This is a genomic window from Streptomyces sp. NPDC041784, from assembly GCF_055591025.1.
Window position 1 is genome coordinate 44,596 of record NZ_JBVJAB010000019.1, and the last position, 17,984, is coordinate 62,579.

General features: G+C 73.9%; 17 protein-coding genes and 1 pseudogene. 9 read left to right on the forward strand and 9 right to left on the reverse strand.

The window, feature by feature from the left end:
• The first annotated feature begins 162 nt into the window (after window positions 1-162).
• On the forward strand, window positions 163-1,065 hold the full coding sequence (locus ACZ6D7_RS32935) for a sigma-70 family RNA polymerase sigma factor (protein WP_469498802.1): 903 nt from the start codon (window positions 163-165) through the stop codon (window positions 1,063-1,065).
• A gap of 42 nt (window positions 1,066-1,107) precedes the next feature.
• The gene (locus ACZ6D7_RS32940) at window positions 1,108-1,938 is read left to right on the forward strand and encodes a pentapeptide repeat-containing protein (protein WP_469498804.1); all 831 of its coding nucleotides are present in this window, start codon (window positions 1,108-1,110) and stop codon (window positions 1,936-1,938) included.
• Here the strand turns inward: ACZ6D7_RS32940 and ACZ6D7_RS32945 are convergent.
• Window positions 1,900-3,468 (reverse strand): cytochrome P450, encoded by a 1,569-nt coding sequence (locus ACZ6D7_RS32945; protein ID WP_469498807.1) that lies wholly within the window; start codon window positions 3,466-3,468, stop codon window positions 1,900-1,902. The genes ACZ6D7_RS32940 and ACZ6D7_RS32945 overlap by 39 nt on opposite strands.
• A 107-nt stretch (window positions 3,469-3,575) precedes the next feature.
• Between ACZ6D7_RS32945 and ACZ6D7_RS32950 the strand changes: the two genes are divergently transcribed.
• On the forward strand, window positions 3,576-4,190 hold the full coding sequence (locus ACZ6D7_RS32950) for a TetR/AcrR family transcriptional regulator (RefSeq protein ID WP_469498811.1): 615 nt from the start codon (window positions 3,576-3,578) through the stop codon (window positions 4,188-4,190).
• 88 nt (window positions 4,191-4,278) lie between these two features.
• Window positions 4,279-5,004 carry a DUF2470 domain-containing protein gene (locus ACZ6D7_RS32955; RefSeq protein WP_469498814.1) on the forward strand — a complete coding sequence of 242 codons (726 nt, stop codon included), beginning with the start codon at window positions 4,279-4,281 and terminating at the stop codon, window positions 5,002-5,004.
• Here ACZ6D7_RS32955 and ACZ6D7_RS32960 read toward each other — a convergent pair.
• The 3 genes from ACZ6D7_RS32960 to ACZ6D7_RS32970 form a co-directional block, all read right to left on the reverse strand.
• On the reverse strand, window positions 4,972-6,201 hold the full coding sequence (locus ACZ6D7_RS32960; protein ID WP_469498817.1) for a lactonase family protein: 1,230 nt from the start codon (window positions 6,199-6,201) through the stop codon (window positions 4,972-4,974). The two genes, ACZ6D7_RS32955 and ACZ6D7_RS32960, sit on opposite strands and share 33 nt — an antisense overlap.
• A gap of 151 nt (window positions 6,202-6,352) precedes the next feature.
• Entirely contained in the window at window positions 6,353-7,396 is a 1,044-nt protein-coding gene (locus ACZ6D7_RS32965) for a hypothetical protein (protein WP_469499067.1), read from the reverse strand.
• 28 nt (window positions 7,397-7,424) lie between these two features.
• A complete protein-coding gene (locus ACZ6D7_RS32970) occupies window positions 7,425-8,669 on the reverse strand; it encodes an FUSC family protein (RefSeq protein ID WP_469498820.1) in 1,245 nt (414 codons plus the stop codon).
• A 168-nt stretch (window positions 8,670-8,837) separates the two neighbouring features.
• Between ACZ6D7_RS32970 and ACZ6D7_RS32975 the strand changes: the two genes are divergently transcribed.
• Window positions 8,838-10,250: an erythromycin esterase family protein gene (locus ACZ6D7_RS32975; RefSeq protein WP_469498823.1), complete on the forward strand. Its 1,413-nt coding sequence runs from the start codon at window positions 8,838-8,840 to the stop codon at window positions 10,248-10,250.
• 1 nt (window position 10,251) lies between these two features.
• On the opposite strand, the gene ACZ6D7_RS32980 is transcribed toward ACZ6D7_RS32975, so the two are convergent.
• Both ACZ6D7_RS32980 and ACZ6D7_RS32985 read right to left on the reverse strand, forming a co-directional pair.
• On the reverse strand, window positions 10,252-10,791 hold the full coding sequence (locus ACZ6D7_RS32980; RefSeq protein ID WP_469498826.1) for an FBP domain-containing protein: 540 nt from the start codon (window positions 10,789-10,791) through the stop codon (window positions 10,252-10,254).
• 186 nt (window positions 10,792-10,977) lie between these two features.
• Window positions 10,978-11,581: pseudogene (locus ACZ6D7_RS32985) on the reverse strand (HD domain-containing protein).
• Window positions 11,582-11,878: 297 nt separating this feature from the next.
• On the opposite strand from ACZ6D7_RS32985, the gene ACZ6D7_RS32990 reads away from it, so the two are divergent.
• The 3 genes from ACZ6D7_RS32990 to ACZ6D7_RS33000 all read left to right on the forward strand — a co-directional run bounded on the left by ACZ6D7_RS32990 (window position 11,879) and on the right by ACZ6D7_RS33000 (window position 14,523).
• Complete coding sequence (locus tag ACZ6D7_RS32990) at window positions 11,879-13,168, forward strand: ROK family protein (RefSeq protein WP_469498829.1); 1,290 nt, start codon at window positions 11,879-11,881, stop codon at window positions 13,166-13,168.
• Window positions 13,169-13,319: 151 nt separating this feature from the next.
• A complete protein-coding gene (locus ACZ6D7_RS32995; RefSeq protein ID WP_469498832.1) occupies window positions 13,320-13,565 on the forward strand; it encodes a hypothetical protein in 246 nt (81 codons plus the stop codon).
• A gap of 49 nt (window positions 13,566-13,614) precedes the next feature.
• Window positions 13,615-14,523, forward strand: coding sequence for a hypothetical protein (locus ACZ6D7_RS33000; RefSeq protein ID WP_469498835.1), 909 nt, complete (start codon window positions 13,615-13,617; stop codon window positions 14,521-14,523).
• 35 nt (window positions 14,524-14,558) lie between these two features.
• Here ACZ6D7_RS33000 and ACZ6D7_RS33005 read toward each other — a convergent pair whose 3' ends face one another.
• On the reverse strand, window positions 14,559-15,527 hold the full coding sequence (locus ACZ6D7_RS33005) for an SDR family NAD(P)-dependent oxidoreductase (RefSeq protein ID WP_469498838.1): 969 nt from the start codon (window positions 15,525-15,527) through the stop codon (window positions 14,559-14,561).
• 281 nt (window positions 15,528-15,808) lie between these two features.
• The gene (locus ACZ6D7_RS33010; protein WP_469498841.1) at window positions 15,809-16,819 is read right to left on the reverse strand and encodes a PHP domain-containing protein; all 1,011 of its coding nucleotides are present in this window, start codon (window positions 16,817-16,819) and stop codon (window positions 15,809-15,811) included.
• A 129-nt stretch (window positions 16,820-16,948) separates the two neighbouring features.
• On the opposite strand from ACZ6D7_RS33010, the gene ACZ6D7_RS33015 reads away from it, so the two are divergent.
• Window positions 16,949-17,185 (forward strand): hypothetical protein, encoded by a 237-nt coding sequence (locus ACZ6D7_RS33015; protein ID WP_469498844.1) that lies wholly within the window; start codon window positions 16,949-16,951, stop codon window positions 17,183-17,185.
• A gap of 15 nt (window positions 17,186-17,200) precedes the next feature.
• Here ACZ6D7_RS33015 and ACZ6D7_RS33020 read toward each other — a convergent pair whose 3' ends face one another.
• Complete coding sequence (locus ACZ6D7_RS33020) at window positions 17,201-17,893, reverse strand: VanZ family protein (RefSeq protein WP_469498851.1); 693 nt, start codon at window positions 17,891-17,893, stop codon at window positions 17,201-17,203.
• Window positions 17,894-17,984: the final 91 nt, after the last annotated feature.

Here is a 17,984-nt window from a genome sequence, read left to right on the forward strand (position 1 = left end):
AACGAGGTCCCCACCCTTGTGGGGGGAGTGGTTGGGCGACCTTCCCCCCTTGTCTTTCGAGCGTTCCAGCCGCGGGGGGGTGTCGTTGGGGCAAGCCCGGGTCCGACCTGATCCAAACGACACCCCCTAGATCCGCGCCGACAGGGGACCACAGGGGGAGCAGTGAACGACGTGGAAACGCTTGCGGACCGCTTCGAGGAGCACCGGGGGCAGCTGAGGGCCGTCGCCTACCGGATGCTCGGCTCGCTCGCCGAGGCCGAGGACGCCGTGCAGGAGACCTGGCTGAAGCTCGGCCGCACCGACCCAGCCGACATCCGCAACCTGGGCGGCTGGCTCACCACGGTCACCGGCCGGGTCTGCCTTGACCTGCTGCGCTCACGCACGGCCCGCCGTGAGCAGCCGATGGACGAGGGGTACGACACCTTCGTCCCCGACCCGGTGATCAGACCGCTGACACAGGTCGACCCCGAGCAGGAGGTCCTGCGGGCCGACGAGGTGGGGCTCGCGCTCCTCGTCGTCCTGGAGACCCTGGAGCCGGCGGAGCGGCTCGCGTTCGTGCTGCACGACATGTTCGCCGTACCGTTCGACGACATCGCGCCGATCGTGGAGCGGAACACGGCCGCCACCCGGCAGCTCGCCAGCCGCGCCCGTCGCCGGGTCCAGGGCGCCACGCCCTCGGCGGAGCCCGACCTCGCCCGGCAGCGCGAGGTCGTCGAGGCCTTCATGGCCGCCTGCCGCGCCGGGGACTTCGACGCGCTGCTCGCCGTCCTCGACCCCGAGGTGGTGCTGCGCGCCGACTCCGGGGCGCTGGTGCGGGGCGCGGCCGCCTCCAAGACGGTGCGCGGCGCGCGGGCGGTGGCCGAACAGGCGATGCTGTTCCGCCAGTTCGCGCCGTACGGACGGTACGCGCTGGTGGGCGGCGCGGTGGGGATCCTCAACGCTTCCGAAGGACGGCTGCGGTCGGTCATGGGCGTCACCGTCACCGACGGCCGGATCACCGCCCTGCACATCCTGGCCGACCCGGAGCGCCTCGCCGCCCTGGAGGTGCCTCAGGGCGACGGCTGACGGGTGTCCGGGGCATGACCGCAGGTCAGTAGGGTGGGGGATATGCGAGACCAGACAACGGACCGGGCCGGACTGCGGGGCGACTGCGGCAGCTGCTTCGGCCTGTGCTGCGTGGCCCTGCCCTTCGCCCGCTCCGCGGACTTCGCCCTCGACAAGCCGGCCGGAAAGCCGTGCCCCAACCTCGGGGAGGACCACCGCTGCGGCATCCACGCCCGGCTGCGGCAGAAGGGCTTCACGGGCTGCACGGTCTACGACTGCTTCGGCGCCGGTCAGCGGGTCTCGCAGGTCACCTTCGGCGGCCGGGACTGGCGGACCGCGCCCCGCGAGGAGGCCCGGCGGATGTTCGAGGTGTTCCCGGTCGTGCGCCAGCTGCACGAACTCCTCTGGTACCTCACCGAGGCGCTCACCCTGACCGCCGCCCGCCCGGTCCACGCCGACCTGCGCCGGGCCCTGGAGCGGACGGAGGAACTCGCCCGGCTCACCCCGCCGGAGCTGGCCGCGCTCGACGTCCCGGCCCACCGCCAGGACGTCAACGTCCTGCTGCTGCGGACCAGCGAGCTGGTCCGGGCCGGCGTCAAGGGGCGCGGGAAGAACCGCCGGGGCGCCGATCTGATGGGCGCCCGCCTCAAGGGCGCCGACCTGCGCGGGGCGAACCTGCGCGGCGCCCTTCTGATAGCCGCCGACCTGACCGGCGCCGATCTGCGCGGAGCGGACCTGATCGGGGCCGACCTGCGCGACACCGACCTCACCGGCGCCGATCTGACCGGCGCGTTCTTCCTCACCCAGCCGCAGCTGAACGCGGCGCGGGGGAGCGTCGGCACCAGGCTGCCGGAGTCAGTCGCCCGCCCGGTGCACTGGACAGCGGGGAGCTGACGCCTCCTCGTCGGGCACGGGACCGGTCGGCGCCGCCGTGGGAGCCGTACTCCCCGGCGCCGTACGGGGGGCCGGACCTGCGGGAGCCGTACGCCGTTCGAGGTGCAGCCGCAGGCCCTCCGGCATCAGGGTCAGCCGCTCGGTGATCCGCAGCCGGTACGACGGGTCGGGCCGCAGCTCGTAGCGGCGCAGCAGCAGGCCCAGCACCAGCGTGGCCTCGTGCAGCGCGAACTGCCGCCCGATACAGGCCCGCGCCCCCGTGCCGAACGGCTTGTAGGTGTGCGCGGCCCGCGCGCGGACGGCCGTCGCGTCGAAGCGGTCCGGGTCGAACCGGTCCGCGTCCGGGCCCCACACCTCGGGGTCGCGGTGCAGCATGGCCGTCAGCACCAGCGCCCACGCGCCCCGCCGCATCGGATGCTCCCCGCCGAGCACCGTGTCCTGACGCGCCTCCCGCCCGAACGCGGGCGCCGTCGGCCACAGCCGCAGCGCCTCGTCGAGCACCCGGCGTACATAGCGCAGCTTGGCCACCTGCTCGTACCCGGGCACGTCCGTGTCGCCCCAGACCCGGTCCACCTCGGCGCGGGCGCGGGCCGCGATCCCCGGGTTCAGGGAGAGGTAGTGCAGCGCGAAGGAGAGCGCGCCCGAGGTTGTCTCGTGGCCGGCGACCAGGAAGGTGATGACCTGCCGGCGCACGTTCTCGGCCGACAGCCGCTCGCCCGTCTCGGGGTGGGCGGTGTCGAGCATCCGGTCGAGCAGGTCGCCCTCTCCGCCGCCCGCGCCGCGCCGCGCCCGCACCAGGTCGTCGACCGTGCGGTGGAGATAGGCGATGTCGGCCTCGTTGCGGCGCCCGGCGCGCCGGAGCAGCGCCGGGGACGGCACGCTGTTGAGCCGCTGCGCGTAGGTGAGCGTGCTCACCATCGCCGTCACGAAGGGATGGAGCCGGTCGCGTTCGAAGGAGCCGAAGTCGTGCCCGAAGCCGGTGCGGGCGATCGTCTCCAGGGTCAGCTTGGTCATGTCCCCGGGCACGTCCACGGACCGTCCGGCGGCCAGCTCCCGGTCCCAGTGGCCGGTGAGCCGCTCCGCCACGCCGAGCATCATCGGGTGGTAGGCGGCCATGGCCTCCCGGCTGAACCCGGGGGCGAGGACGTCGTGCGCCCGCTGCCAGTTGGGCTCGTGGTTGTACGCCGTGAACAGCGCGTCCCCGACGACGGGCCGCAGATTGGCGATGCCCAGCCCGACGTGCTTGGCGAACCGTGACTCGTCGGCCATGTCGGCGGCCAGCCCGGCACCCCACACGAACACGAACTCCCGGGCGAAGGCCTTGCGCCGGAAGATCGGCCCCAGCTGCCAGGCGTACCGGAGGGTGTCCTGGAGGGGAGTGCTCCGGCTCGCGCCCAGGGTGTCGCCGAGCAGGGGGAGCCGGCGCGGCGGATGCGGAATGCGCTCCAGCTCGGGCCAGCCCTGCTCGGCGCTCCGGAACCCCTTGGGCAGGGCCTCCCCGGTCCCGGCGCCCGTCTCCTTCTCCGCCATGACGCGATCTCCCTTGATCCAGCGGCAGGTTGAGCGTGTTGTACGCGGGTTCAATAGCGGGTTCAGTCTGGTCCCGCCGCCGAACCGGCGTCAAGTAGAGTGCGCGCATGGCCGCGAACCAGGGGGAGCGCATCCGGCGCCGACTCAGTACCGAGGAACGCCGGGAACAGCTCCTCGCGGTCGGCGCCCGGCTCTTCTCCGAGAGTCCGTACGACGACGTCTGGATCGAGCAGGTCGCCGAGATCGCCGGGGTCTCCCGCGGGCTGCTGTACCACTACTTCCCGACGAAGCGGGACTTCTTCGCGGCCGTCGTCGAGCGCGAGAGCGAGCGGATGCTGCGCATGACGGCGGCGGTCCCCGGCGTCCCCGTCCGCCGGCAACTCGCCTCCGGCCTCGACACGTATCTCAAGTACGTCGAGACCCACGCCCACGGCTACCGCGCCTTCCACCGCGCGGACGCGGCCGGCGACCAGACCGTGCGGCGCGTCTACCAGCGGGCGCTGGCTGCCCAGGAGGAACAGATCCTGGCGGCCCTCGGCGCCGACCCCGAGTTCGGCCCCCTCTTCGAGCGACGGCCCGACGTCCGGCTGGCGGTGCGCGGCTGGCTGGCGTTCACCACGGCGGTCTGCCTGGAGTGGCTGCGGCGCTCGGACCTGTCCCGGGACCAGGTGCGGGACCTGTGCGCACGGGCGTTGCTCGGGGTCGTCTCACCGTCCGACTGACCGTCGGCCCGACAAGTGTGGCCCCCATGGTTGGCGCGCGCCCGGATCTCCGATAGGTTAGGCAAGGCTTACCTAAGGAGGTTCTGGGATGGGTGACAGCCACAGCTGGACGGCCGTGCCCGGCGCGGCCGAACGGGCCCGCTCGGTGCTGGCCGCCTCGTGGTCCTGCGCGGTGACCGCGGACGGCGGACGCGAGGAGTTCGTCGGTGCGCACACCGTCGACGAGGACGGCAACGTGCTCCTGCACGTGCCCGACGACAGCTCCCTGCTCACGGCCGCGATCTGCGCGCCCCGCGGGGAGCCCTCCGCCGTGCTGGAGTTCGCCGACGTCGCGCCTGTCCCCGTCCGCAACCGTATCCGGGCCCGGCTCTGGCTCGCCGGCTGGTTCACCCCCGAGGACGGCCGGCTCGCCTTCCACGCCACCCGCGTCGTGCTGAAACAGCCCACCGGCGCGGTCGTCGTCGCCCTCGACGAGTTCGCGGCCGCCGCGCCCGACCCGCTCGCCACCGCCGAGGCCCAGCTGCTCACCCATCTCGCCGACGCCCACCCCGACGCCGTCGAGCGGCTCACCCGCCTCGTCCGGCACGACAGTCTGCACGGCGTCGTCCGCGTCCAGCCGCTCGCCGTCGACCGGCACGGACTGACGCTGCGCATCGAGCGCGCCCGCGCCCACGGCGACGTACGCCTGCCCTTCCACGCACCCGCCGACGACGTCGGGCAGCTCACCGAGCGCATGCACGTCCTGCTCGGCCAGGCGAGCGCGGCCTCCTGCCCGCGCGCCCTACAGCGGCAGCGCACAGACGGCGACGGGTGACGCGAACGGCTCGCCCGCGAGCCGCAGTCCACCGTCGGAGCCCTCCACCCGGAAGACGCTGACCGTGCCGGAACGCTGGTTCGCCGCGAACAGCAGACCGCCGTCCGGGGAGAGCGCGATCTGCCGCGGGAAGTCCCCTTCCACCGGCACCGTGCCCAGCAGCCGCAGCCGCGCCCCGTCCGCCTCCACCGCGTACCGGGCGAGCGTGTTGTCGCCCCGGTTCGCCAGGAACGCGTGGGCGCCGTCCGGTGTGACCGCCAGCTGCGCCGGATAGTTGGTGTCCGCCTTCGCACCCGTGGACTGCGGTGCGCCGATCGTGAGACGGCCGGTGGAGTCGTCGTAGGCGCAGACCGCGACCGTGTCGTCCGTCTCGTTGGCGAGATAGGCGTACCGGCCGCCGGGATGGAACGTCAGATGGCGCGGACCGGCGCCCGCCCGGGTGTGCGCCTGCGCCACCTCGGTGAGCGTCCCCGCCCGCTCGTCCAGCCGGTAGCTGTAGACCGTGTCCGTGCCGAGGTCGACGGCCAGCACATGCCCGCCGTCCGGCGCCGTGACGAACTGGTGCGCGTGCGGCCCCTCCTGACCCGGGCCGGGTGCGGGACGGCGGTGCGTGACCTGGTCGGTGCGCTCGCCCAGCGCCCCCGAGGTGTCGATCGGGTGCACGGCCACCGTGCCCGAACCGTAGTCGGCGCTCAGCAGCCAGCGCCCGCCCGGATGCACCGAGAGGTGGCAGGGATGGGCCCCGCCCGTCGCCCGGCTGCCCAGCACCGTGCGGTCCGACAGCCGTACGGCGGTCACCGTGCCCCGCTCCCGCTCGTTCACCGCGTACAGCGTGCCGCCGTCCGGGTGCACCGCGAGATACGACGGGTCCGGGACACCCGTGATCGTGCCGCCGGCGGTGATCCGCCCCGACGCCGGGTCGTACGTGGCGACGCCGATACCCCGGCCGCCGCCCTCGGCGGAGGTGTAGGTGCCGAGGTAGAGCGGCCGGGGGCCGGACGGCGAGGCGGAGGGGCCCGGGACGGTGGATCCGGACGGCTGTCCGGACGGCGCGGCCTCCCGCGCCTCGGGCGCGGCGCTCTCGCCGGCACACCCGGCCAGTGCCGCCGTCGCGGCCGTGCCGCCGAGCACACCGATCAGCCGGCGCCTGCTCCAGCCGCCACCTGTCGCTTCTGTCGCTTCCGTCCCACTGTCCATGTGCGTACCCCACGTCGTCCCGCGCCCCCGTCGTGACAGCCACCTTGTCGTGCGACGGCCGTCGAACGCAAAAGCGGGAAGCGGTGGCCGACCGCGGCGGAGGGTCACCGGCAACCGCGGCGGAGGGCCACCGGCGAACGGCCGGGGAGGGCTACCAGTTGCCGTCCTCCACCGGCTTCCCCGGCGCGTCCTTGAGCGGGTGCACCTGGCCGGGGGCGGGCGGCTGCCACGGGTCCAGGTCGTCACCGAGCCACTCGCCGACCGGCTGGACGGCGGACAGGGTGTCGGACGGGGCGACGTCCACGGCGTCGTGGTCGTAGTAGTCGTACCAGGGCAGTCCGGCCCTGGTGTACGCGGCGCGGTCCACCGGGGACGGCGGGGGCTCCTCGCCGGTGACACGGCGCCACTCCGGCGGTGTCACCAGGTGCACGAAGACCCGGCCGGCCGGCTCCTGCGAGTAGTCCGTGACCGGGCGGGTGTCCTGGTAGACCTCCTGCCGCATCGAACCGCCCACCCCGAGACCCATCGCCGCGGCGGCCCGGGCCCGGGGCGCGCTCCCCGGAGCGGCGGCCGCGGCGGGCATCATCGGGGCCGTACCCGGCGCGGGCGGCGGCCCGCCGTACCCGCCGGACGCGGCCGGCCGGGCGAGCCGGCGCCGCGCCTCCCGCCACTCGGCGCGCCGGGTCTCGTTCAGCGGGAACGACTGGAGCTGGACCCCGCCGAAGACCTCCTCGCCGGTGACCTGGCCCTCCACCGTCGCGCCCAGGCCCAGCGGCACCGCCACGAACTGGCGCACGGTGCCCTTCCCGGAGTTGATGCCGTCCAGCCAGGGCTGACGGGGGAGCGCCACGTAGTTCTGCGGGTCGCGGGAGAGCCGGTCGCTCCAGGGCTTCCCGGACACCGCGCACACCTTGCCCACGCCGATCTGGAGCGCGGCCGGCTCGGTGGACCCCGCGAAGCTCAGCCACAGGGCCTCGCGCAGGTACACCGGCACCATCACACCCCCGCGCGCCAGCCAGTCGGCGGGCACCGTGTCCCGGTGGTCCGAGACCCGGCGGACCGGGAAGGTGCCGAGGCCGGGCGGCAGGGCGTGCGTGCCGCTCTCCGGCAGCCGCAGCGTCCGCACGAACCGCACCGCCACCCCGCCCGGCAACCGCAGCGTGTCCCCGTCGATCCGTACGGCGGTCTCGGCCATCCGGGTGCTCCCCTCGTCGTCGTGCACGTCACCTGGGACGAGGGGGGACGGCGGACCGGTTCCGGCGCAGCACGGCCGGCACCCGGATCCGCTCCCGCAGCCGGTACAGCGCCGGCATCCGCTCACGCTCCTCGCTCGAGACCCGGTCCAGTTCCTCCAGCAGCCGGTGGGAGCGGTGCTCGGTGTCCAGCTCGTCCAGGATCCGGTTGACCTCGGTCAGCACCGCGCCGTGCAGCTGCCACTGGCGGGCGTCGTGCTGGAGCCGCTCCAGCAGCAGCTGGGCGAGCTTGTCCCGGGTGGCCGCGGCCTGCCGCAGCTCCGCGCTGAGCCGGCTCTCGGCGGCGTCCGCGTTGAGACTGACCTGCGTGGTGACCAGCACGGCGAAGCTGACCACGGCGTCCGCGATCTCCGACAGCAGCCGCTCCAGGGCCTCGCCGATCTCGGGCGCGAACAGCGGCTCCGGCTCCCGCTCCTTGGCGAGGTCGGTGAGGGTGCGGGCCAGCACCCGCAGGACGACCGTGCAGATCTCCAGCGTGTCCAGACCGGTGCGCAGCACCACCCGGTGCAGCAGGCCCTCGCGGACCCGGGGGTTGAGCCGCAGACTGTCCTCGGCCTGCCGCAGCGCCGCGTCCACCTCCACGATGTCGTGGTCCAGTCGGCGCGCCTCGTGCAGCCGGGCGGCCGCCTGCTCGACCGCCGGACGCCCGGAGGCCTCCTCCCCGACCCGCAGCATCAGCTGCCGGACCCGGCGCGCCAGCCCCTCGATCGACTCGCCCGCCTCCTCCACCCACACCGGCGGCGGCAGCAGCAGATTGCAGCTCAGACCGACGACCGCGCCGATCAGCGTCTCCACCACCCTGGCCCAGGCCGTGTCCCCGACGGCGGTCACGCCGAGCACCAGCATGGCGCTGATCGCCACCTCGGGCACGTACTCGTCGACCCGCACCAGATGACCCACGGCCAGCGAGGCCATGATCAGCAGCGCGAGGCTCCACCAGGTCAGGCCCACCAGCAGGCTGAAGGCGATGGCGACCAGGACGCCGGCCACCACCGAGTTGACCCGCCGGATGCCGTTGGTGAGCGTGGCGAACAGGGTGACCTGGACGACCAGCAGCGCGGTCAGGGGCGCGGTGAGCGGGGCCGGTTCCGTGCTCAGCTCGAGCGCCACCACATAGGCGACCGTCGCCGCGGCGGTGGACCGCACGGCCTGGACGACCACGGGTTCCCGATGGCGCCGAACGATCCGCGCGGCCCGCTCACGTACATCTCCCATCCCCAGTTCAGTTCCCTTTCCCCACCGTGCTCGAACGTTTCGCCGGTATCAGGGTGCAGCCTTCCCGGGCCGGGGGGAATCCCCCGTGATCACCTTCCGGGCACCGGCACCCTCGGACGGCGGACCGCCGGATGGTCCCGGCGGGGCTTCCGGCGCGACGCTCGGTCCATGAGACATCACCGGATCGGACTCGGCATCAGCATCGGCATCGCGCTGTCCCTGCTCGGAACGCTCCCGGTCGCGACGGCGTCGGCCGCCCCGGCCGCCGCCCCGGCCGCCGCCCCGGCCACCTCGACCGCAGCAGCCGCCTCGACCGCCCCTGTCGGCACCGACGACCGGAGTGCCGTCGTGGCGGCCCTGGACCGCGCCGCCCACCCCCTGCGCACGGTCGAACCCGGCGGCGCGGACGGCGATCTGCGCGCCCTGGACCGGATGATCGGCGACGCCGAGGTCGTCGGCCTGGGGGAGGCCACCCACAACTCCCACGACTTCTTCACCCTCAAGGACCGCGTCTTCCGCCACCTGGTCGAGGAGCAGGGCTTCCGCACCTTCGCCCTGGAGGCCCCCTGGAGCACGGGCGTACGCCTGGACGACTACGTGGTGCACGGCAAGGGCGACCCGGCCCGCATCATGCGCGAGGAGTTCCAGCGCGACTACCTGTGGTGGAACAACGCCGAGTACCTGCGGCTCGTGCGGTGGATGCGGGCGTACAACGTCCGCCACCCCGACGACCCGGTCCGGTTCGTGGGCGACGACATCGCCTGGACCGGCCCCGAGGTGTACGACGAGGTCACCGCGTACGTCGCCGGCCACCACCCCGAGCTGTCCGCCCGGCTGGCCCGGCTCTACCGGGAGCTGCGGCCCACCGTGGCCACCGGCGCCTACATCGAGGCGTACCTGAACCGGCCCCACGCCGAGCGCGCCGAGATGGCCCGGCGGACCGGGCAGGCGCTGGAGCTGCTGCGTCGGCAGACCCCGGGCCCGGACCGGGCGGCGTACGACCGGGCCGTGCGGAGCGCCACCGCGATCGACCGTACGGCCGGCCAGTACGCCTTCGACTACGAGGAACCGTCACAGCTCGCCGCCGCCATGCGCTACCGCGACGAGGCGATGGCCGCCAACGTGCTGTGGTGGCGCGAGCACACCGGCACCAAGGTGCTGCTCTCCGCGCACAACACGCACATCGGCTACGAGCCCGCCGACCCGGCTCACTACCCGAAGGAACAGGGCGCGTTCCTGCGTGACGCCCTCGGCGCCGGCTACCTCAGCGTGGGCGTGACCTTCGACCGGGGGGCGTTCAACGCCATCGGACCCGAGGGGACGATCCGGCGCTGGACGCTGGGACCGGCCGGGCCGGGCAGCAACGAGGAGACCCTCGACCGGGTGCGGTACCGGGACTACGCCGTGGACCTGCGGTCCGTCGAAGCACCGGCCCGTACCTGGCTGGCGGCGGCCCGGCCGACCCGCAGCATCGGCACCGACTACCCCGACGGGCCCTACGACATCGCCCTCGCCGCCACCCACGACGTGCTGATCCATCTCCACCGGGTGGACGCGGCGCGGCTGCGGGACGCCGGCTGAGTCACTCGTACGGCTTGTCGCTGTGCAGCTTGTCGCCGTGCGGCTTGTCCTCGTACAGCTTCTCCAGGAAGGCGGACAGGTTGCCCGTGGTGCGGGCGATCTGCTCCTCCAGCGTGAGGCTCTCCTCGAAGCGGCCGCCCCGGTCCGGGACCTTCCGGCCGCGCACGTAGAGGGAGCAGGCCAGGTCGGTGCACATGTACAGGCCGACGGAGTTGCCCTCCCGGCCGGCCGCGCCGGTCTTGCGGGCGGTCATCAGCGAGACCCCGCCGCCGGGGTGGGTGGTCAGACAGAGCGAGCACATGCTGCGGTGCGGGAGGCCGCGCCGCGACTGGGGGAAGCGCAGGGTCACGCCCACGAGCCGGCCCCGCCGTTCGGCCACCAGGTAGCTGCGGTCGGGTGCGCCCGGATCATGCCAGCCGAGGAAGTCCAGGTCGTCCCAGGGAAGTCGGTCGAGATCGCGGGGGACGGGCAGGCGCTTGGCCTCGCCCTTGGAACAGTTGACGAAGGAAGTGCGGATGTCCTGCTCGGCGAGTGGCCTCATGGCGGGCTCCTGGGGATGCTGACTGCCTGGAACCTAGGAGGTCTAGGTTGTGGCCTAGAGTAGGTAGCCGCAGGAGGCGGGAGCCAGTCGATTTCGCACGGCCCGGTTCCTCATCTGTGGCCCGATTCCTCGCTCCTGGCCCGGTTCCTCACCCGTGGCCCGATTTCTCGCTCCTGGTCCGGTTCCTCACCCGTGGACCGGATGCGCCGCCTGCCAGGCCAGCCTGCGGTCCGCGTCCTCCCCGACGCCGGTGAGGAACGTGTCGAGGGCCAGGAACTCCTCCCAGACCGGCCGCCCGCCCGCCCGCGCGCGCCAGTTCCGCCACGACCAGGTCCTCGAGGCCGGGTACCCGCTTGTTCTTCCACACCTTGTCCGCCAGGCTCACCAGCAGGTCCTCGACGCCGACGCCCGGCGCGTCCCAGGTGGCGTGGCCGCCCGCGAAGCGCGCCAGACGGGCCGCCACCCCGCGGGCCAGCAGCAGTTCCCGCCCGGCCTCCTCGTGCCGGGCGCCGGGCCCGGACAGTTCCCCGGGGTGCAGGACCTTCCCGATGTCGTGCGTGGCCGCGCCGAACAGCACCGCCTCCCGGTCCACCGCCAGCCCCGGGCAGTGCCCGTCGGCCCACTCGACGAGTTGTGCGGCGACGTCGTGCACGGCCCGCAGATGCGCGACCAGCCGCGGTGGCGCCCCCACCTCCGCGAGCAGCTCCGCGACGCTCGCGGGCAGCGGTCGCAGGGGCGGGTCCGACGTCTCGTCCAGCGCGATCGACAGCACGTGCGCAGTGGTGGTCATCGGCTCAGAGTAATGACGGCGAACAGGGGTGGGGCGGCACGTTGCCGCACCGACGCCGACGCGGTGGGGCCTGTTCCGTACCCTGTTCCGGGACCGCGCGCCCGGCGCCGACGGCGGGGCCGCCGAGGCGTGGCCCGAGGGGGTGATCGCGGCCGGACGGTGCGCCGCGGACGCGTACGTCGCGGGCCGCGTCCCGGGTCGCTTAGCTCACATCGTGAACTAAGGGTTGGAGGAATCTCGCGCCCGACCTGTCCGCGGCGGTATGTTGCAGGTCGGGCAGGGTGCGAAGGGAGCGACATGACGGGGCGGAACGGTCGCACGGTACGCGATCTCAGGCGGGCCAACCGTACGGCCGTACTGCAACGGCTCTATTTCGACGGACCCCTCAGCCGGTTCGAGCTGGGTCCGGCCACCGGGCTCAGCTCCGGCTCGATCAGCAACGTCGTCGCCGATCTGGTGGCCGACGGACTGGTGGAGGAGGCCGGCAGCGTCGACTCCGACGGCGGCCGCCCCCGGATCCTGCTCAGGGTGGCTCCGGCCAGCGGCCACATGATCGGCGTGGACGTCGGCGAGACCCGGGTGCGGATCGAGCTGTTCGACCTTACCCTCACCGAACTCGCCCGCGTCGAACGCCCGTTGGAGCAGCGGCGGTACGAGGTCGAGGGGATCGTCGGGCACATCCGGGAGGGCGTCGCCGAGGTCCTCGCGGCGGCGGACATCGCGCCCGAACGGCTGCTGGGTGTGGGCATCGGCGTCCCCGGCATCGTCGAGCACACGCCCGACCGGGGCGCGGTCGTGCACGGCCAGACCATCGGCTGGGACGCCGTCCCGCTGGAGGCCCTGCTGCGCGAGGGCTCGCCGCTCCCCGCCACCGTGCCGTACTTCATCGACAACGGCGCCAAGACCCTCGGCCAGGCCGAGATGTGGTTCGGCGGCGGACGCGGCGCCCGCAACGCCGTCGTCGTCCTCTTCGGCTCCGGTGTCGGCGCGAGCCTGGTCACCCCTGAGGTGGAGCAGGGCCGGGCCGTGGAGTGGGGGCATCTGACGGTACGGGTGCGCGGCCGCCGCTGCCGCTGCGGCGCCCTCGGCTGTCTGGAGGCGTACGCGGGCGCGGAGGCGCTCCTCGACCGCTGGCGCGAGGAGGGCGGCCGGCCGCCGCGGGGCACCGACGAGGAGACCGCCCTCAGCGCGATGCTGGCCGCCGCCCACCCGGCCGACGGCACCGAGCCCGACGCCGTCGCGCTCGCCGTCCTGGACGAGACCGCCGAGTACCTCGGCGCCGGCCTCTCCGACCTGATCAACCTCTTCCAGCCCGAGCGGATCCTCATCGGCGGCTGGGCGGGCCTGGAACTCGGCGCGCGCTTCCTGCCCGCCGTACGCCGGCACGCCGCCGCGTACGCGTTGCGCCATCCCGCCGAGAAGGTCACCGTGGAGTTGGGCCGGCTCGGTCCCGACGCGGTCACCGTGGGCGCGGCGATCCTGCCGCTCGCCGACTTCTTCTCGCGCGGCGGCCGCCGTCCCGAGCCGCTCCCCACCGGCCCGGAGCCCGCCTGGCGCACCGCCCTGGAGGAACGCGCCCCGCACTGACGTCCCGCCGCTGATCTTTCGCCGCCGACGTTTCGCCGGGAGCGGGGGAGGTACCCGCCCACAGCAGGACGACCGGGACCGCCGCAGGACGACCGGGACCGCCGCAGTACGACCGGGACCATCGCAGGACGACCGGGGAAGGGAGCAGGCCGTGGCCGACCACCGCGACGAGGGCGCCGGCGAGCACGGCTCGCCGCTGCCGCGCGATCTGCCGGACCAGCAGGCGGGCGCGGGTGACGACCCGTGGGACGTCGACGAGCCCGACCCGACGGAAGGGGACGGCACCCCCGACACCGACACCCCCGACACCGACGAGGCCGGCGCCGGCCGGCGGGGCGCCCCGCACGCGCCCGGCGTCCACCCCGACCGGCCCGTACCGGACGAATCCCCGGACTGAGCCGAAAACGACGGGCACCCCCACCGCCCCCGCTGCGATCATCGGCCGTATGGCTGAATGGGCGGTGTACGCCGTGGTGCCCGAGGACGGCGCGCACGAGATCTACGAGGCGCGCTTCGGGGCGGTGGGCCTCGATCTCGACCTGCTGGCCGGCCCGGACGTCGTCCTGCCGGCCGTCCGCGCCCGCTCGCGGGTGGAGGGCCGGTGGCGCGGCGACGGGCAGTGCGAGGCGGCGGCCCTGTTCGACCTCCGCCGACGCGTGCTGCTGTTCTTCGCGACCGAGGGCCCGGTCACGGAGTTCCGGCACCGGGCCGTCACCCGCGAGCGCATCGCCCGCGCCTGGCCGGGCTGGGAACTGCGGTGGACCTTCGACGGCCCGGCCGACCTCCGCAGCCACCTGGGGCTGGACCCGTACGCGGTCCGCGAGACGGATCGCAGGGTGTGCGCGGCACCGCTCCTCGACCCCGACGACGAGGAGTTGCTGGAACGCGACCCGTTCGTCGCCGTCGTCACGGTCGGCGCCCGTCGCTGTCACCTGCTGGCGGCGATCAACGACCATCCGGTGGTCGAGGGCCCGGCCCTGCTCGACCGGCTCGTGGGGGCACACGACCACGGGCGTTGCACGGTGGCCGCTCAGGCGGGTCTCCATGTCGACCCGGAGCGCCGGCGGGTCGGGTGGTGGACGCTGGGGGCGGTGGCGGAGGCCGGGGAGATGGGGGCGCGCTGGCCCGGCTGGACGGTCGAGTGCTGGCAGGACCGGTGGGAGGAACACGCCCGGGCGGCTCCCGGACGGCTCGTCCCGCCCCCGGTGGACCGGGGGCGGGCGCTCCTCGAACTGCGGGAGGACGCGCTGGACCACTGGTCAGGGCGCCCCGGCTCCCCGGGGCCCGGCTGGCTTCAGGCGGCCGTGTCCGACACCGTGGCCGCTCGGGTCGTGCGGGCGATCGACGGCTGGTGACAAGAGCCGGCTCCCGCTGCCTTGCGGGGGGTCTCCTACGCGAACGCGTTCACACCCGTCAGGTCCGCCGACAGGTCCCAGAGCCGGGCGGCCTGTTCCGGGTCCGTCGCCCAGGACTTCACGCCGACCCGGGTGCCGTCCGCGGGGGCGGGCTCGGCGATGTCGCAGTCCTCCAGGTAGACCCCGCCCATCCCGTCCAGCTGCGGGGAGGCCGCCGCCCACACCTGGGTGGCCGCGCCCTGCTCCGGGGTCTTGAAGCCCGGCTGCGGGATCAGGTTGCCGTCCTCGTCGATCCAGCCGTTCGCCACCATCTCCTCCTGGGACAGATGCCGCTGGAGGGGCGTGAGGATGCCGCCGGGGTGCAGTGCGAAGGCCCGTACGCCGCGGTCCCGGGCCAGCCGGTCCAGGTGCACGGCGAACAGCACGTTCGCCGTCTTGGCCTGCCCGTACGCCTCCCACTTGTCGTAGCCGTGCTCCCATTGGACGTCGTTCCAGCGCATGCCCGAGAAGTGGTGGCCGCGCGAGGACACGGACACGACCCGGGCGCCGCCGGGCTCGATGGCCGGCCACAGCCGGTTGACGAGCGCGAAGTGACCGAGGTGGTTCGTCGCGAACTGCGCCTCCCAGCCGGGCCCCACCCGGGTCTCCGGGCAGGCCATGATCCCGGCGTTGTCGATGACGAGGTCGACCGCGCGGTCCGTGGCGAGGAAGCGGTCGGCGAATGCGCGCACGCTGTCCAGGTCGCCGAGGTCCAGCGCGTCCACCTCGACGCCCTCGACGCCGTCCAGCGCCTCCCGGGCGGTGTCGGGGCGGCGCGCGGGGACGACGACCCGGGCGCCGGCCCGGGTGAGCGCGCGCGTGGTCTCCAGCCCGAGGCCGGAGTAGCCGCCCGTGACGATCGCCAGTGTCCCGGTCAGGTCGATGCCCCGCAGGACGTCGTCGGCGGTGCTCGTGGCGTCGAAGCCCGAGCCGATCTTGTGCTGTGGGGTGTCGCTGTTGCTCATATCCGGAACGCTATGAATTGGAGTGCTCTCCAAGTCAAGCGCCGCCCCGGGCATGAAAAAGCCCCGACCGGACGGGGGATCACGGTCGGGGCGGTCGAAGGTGTGGGTGCGGATGGCGGTCGCCTCTCGGCGAAAGGCTCCACAGGGCTTCAGCCGAACGATCGTCCCTGTGGGCAAAAGGTGAGGCCCGGGGACACTGTCCCATCCACACCCACGGACCGTTCAACGGGAAACTACCGGGGGGTGTTCCCTGGCCCCGCCCCTCTGCGCGGTGATGTGGGTCACGCGCCCGCCCAGTCCAGCAGCCGGTCCACCGGCCAGGTGGTCACCACCCGTTCGGCGGGTACCTCGCACTCCTCGGCCCGCGCGCAGCCGAGGATCTGCCAGTCCAGCTGGCCCGGCGCGTGCGCGTCGGTGTCGACCGAGAACAGCACGCCCGCCGCCACGGCCCGGCGCAGCAGCCGGCGCGGCGGGTCGAGCCGCTCGGGCCGGCTGTTGATCTCCACCGCCGTACCGGACTCGGCGCACGCCGCGAACACCTCGTCCGCGTCGAACCGCGACTCCGGCCGGCCCCGCTCGCCCCTCAGGCGCCCGGTGCAGTGGCCGAGGATGTCCGCGTGCGGATCGCGTACCGCCGTCACCATGCGCCGGGTCATCGCGCGGGCGTCCATCCGCAGCTTGGAGTGCACGGAGACGACCACCACGTCGAGCCGCTCCAGCAGCTCCGGCTCCTGGTCGAGGGTGCCGTCGTCGAGGATGTCGCACTCGATGCCGGTGAGCAGCCGGAACGGCGCCCAGGCCGCGTTCAGCTCCTCGACCGCCTCCAGTTGGCTGCGCAGCCGCTCCGGCGACAGCCCGCGGGCCACCGTCAGCCGGGGCGAGTGGTCGGTCAGGACGGCCCACTCGTGGCCGAGCGCGGCCGCCGTCCGGCCCATCTCCTCGATCGGGCTGCCGCCGTCCGACCAGTCGGAGTGGAGATGGCAGTCCCCGCGCAGCAGCGCCCGCAGCTCCTTGCCCGATCCGTCCGTGAGCGGCCGCCCGGCCTCCTCCTCCAGCCCGCGCAGATAGGCCGGCGTCTCGCCGGCCAGCGCCTCACGCACCACCTGGGCGGTCTTCGGGCCCACGCCCTTCAGCGACTCCAGCGTCCCGGCCCGCGCCCGCTCCCCGACCTCGCCGTCGGGCAGCCCCGCCAGCACCCGGGCCGCCGTACGGAAGGCCCGGACGCGGTACGTCGGCGCCAGCGACCGCTCCAGCAGGAAGGCGATCCGGTCCAGGGCCTCGACGGGGTCCATCGCCACCTCCTGGCTCCAGGGAACCCCAGCCCCGCCGCGGCCGCACCTCGCCCACCCGCGACCCGGGGGGGGCGAGGTGGGAGGAAATCAGATGATTCGCACCAGCCGGTTCCGCTTTACCCTCTAAACATGACCGAAGTCGCGAGCCCCTATATCTCCCATCCACGGATCATGGTGCTCGGGGTGCAGCCGGGCACGCCTCCGTTCCGGATCGTGGAAATCGACGGTGAAGTCGTCGGTGCGGCACGGGCCGTCACCGACGTCCTGGAGACGGCCGCCGCGTTCGGCATCACCGTCCACGACCTCGACGATCCGGACGTGGTGCGCTGGGTGGGCGGCGACCGCTACACCTGGAAGCCCCGCTAGGGCCCGGAGAGGTCCTCAGGACCGCTTCTCACGGGAGTGCACCGCGCGGCTCACGCGCCGGCCGAGCAGCAGCCAACCGATCAGCGCGCCCGTGGTGTTGAGGATGACGTCATCGATGTCGAAGGCGCGCCCGGTGACCAGCGCGCCCTGGGCGAACTCCACCAGCAGCATCACGGAAGCCGTCAGCAGCAGGACCCCCAGCAGACCGCGCGCCCGGGGTGCGACGACCGGCACCAGAACGCCGAACGGCACCCCGAGCAGCACGTTCCCGCCGATCTGCTTGACCGCGTCACGCAGCGCGGGCTGGTCCAGATAGGCCCGCAGCGAGTCGCCCGGCCGCAGGTTGGAGTGCACCAGTTCCTCGGAGGCGGGCGACGGCTCCAGGGTGAGCCGCGCCAGCACGACCGCGAACGCCACCATGAAGGCGAACGCGAAGAGCATGGCCAGCAGCCGGAGGGGGAAGGGCAGCGGCCGGGGCCCGGTCCGCGCCGGCCCGCCCTTCCCCGCGGCGGCGGGCTTCGGTTTCGCCGGGGCCGCGGACTTGGGTTTGGTGGCACCCGCGGACTTCGGCTTATCGGTGGGGCTCGCGGACTTCGGCTTTTTGGTGGCGCCCGCGGACCTCGGCTTCTTGGTGGCGCCCGCCGCCTTGGGCGGTGCGGCGGCGGGCTCGGGCGGGTCGTCCTTCTTGGCGGTGCGCAGGCGGAACATGGTGCGTGGACTTGGGGCTCCCCGGGCCATGCGGTCCTCCAGTCTTCAACTGTCCTGCGTCGTAGGACGGTTACCCGCGTTCGGCCGGAGG